A 1,011-nucleotide genomic window follows, 5' to 3' on the forward strand; every position below is an offset into this window, starting at 1 on the left:
CCTGGACAGCGAAATCGATACCGTGCGTTCGTCGGTGAGCTGGACCCTGGGCGCCAATCTGGAAAACCTCACGCTGACGGGTGTTGCCGCAATCAATGGAGCCGGCAACGCCTTGGATAACGTGCTGATCGGCAATGCCGCCGCCAACGTGCTCAATGGCCTGGGCGGTGCGGATACGATGATTGGCGCGGCAGGCAACGATACCTACGTGGTCGATAATATCGGTGACACGGTCACCGAGGCCGGTGCGTCGCTCACCGAAATCGACAGCGTCCTGTCGTCCATCAGCTATGCCCTCGGTACCAATCTCGAAATCCTGACGCTCAGCGGCACCGGCAATATCGACGGCACCGGCAATGCCCTGAACAATCGAATCACCGGTAACGCCGGCGCCAACGTGCTGGACGGTGGCCTGGGTATCGACACCCTCATCGGTGGGGCCGGTAACGACACCTACGTGGTCGACAACCTCAAGGATGTCGTCAGCGAAACCAGCACCCTGGCGAGTGAAATCGATACCGTGCGCTCTTCGGTGAGTTGGACCCTGGGCGCCAACCTGGAAAACCTCACGCTGACTGGCAACGCCGCCGTCAACGGCACCGGTAACGCTCTGGGCAACGTATTGATCGGCAACGCCGGCAACAACGTGCTCAACGGCGGAGCCGGGCGGGACACCCTGATCGGCGGTGCGGGGAATGACACCTATCTTGTCGATAACCTCGCTGACACGGTCACCGAGCTCGCCGGCGAAGGCCGCGATCTGGTACGCACGTCGGTCAGTCATACCCTGTCGGCCAACGTCGAGGACGGTCAGTTGCTCGGCATTGGCGCCATCAACCTTGTCGGTAACGCCTCGGACAACAGCCTGGTCGGCAACAGTGCCGCCAACGTGTTGAATGGCCTGGACGGTGCGGACATCCTGGACGGCGGCGCGGGAGCCGATACCTTGATCGGCGGTACCGGCAACGACACGTATATCGTCGACAACCTGAAGGACATCGTCAGCGAAAC

The 1,011-nt window shown here is 61.6% G+C and carries 1 protein-coding gene; it reads left to right on the top strand.

Going from position 1 to position 1,011, the window contains the following annotated elements:
- On the top strand, positions 1-1,011 hold a 1,011-nt coding region (locus tag AD665_RS23780), incomplete at both ends, for a calcium-binding protein (protein WP_162232181.1).

The organism is Pseudomonas corrugata, from assembly GCF_001269905.1.
Classification (GTDB): Bacteria; Pseudomonadota; Gammaproteobacteria; order Pseudomonadales; family Pseudomonadaceae; genus Aquipseudomonas; species Aquipseudomonas corrugata.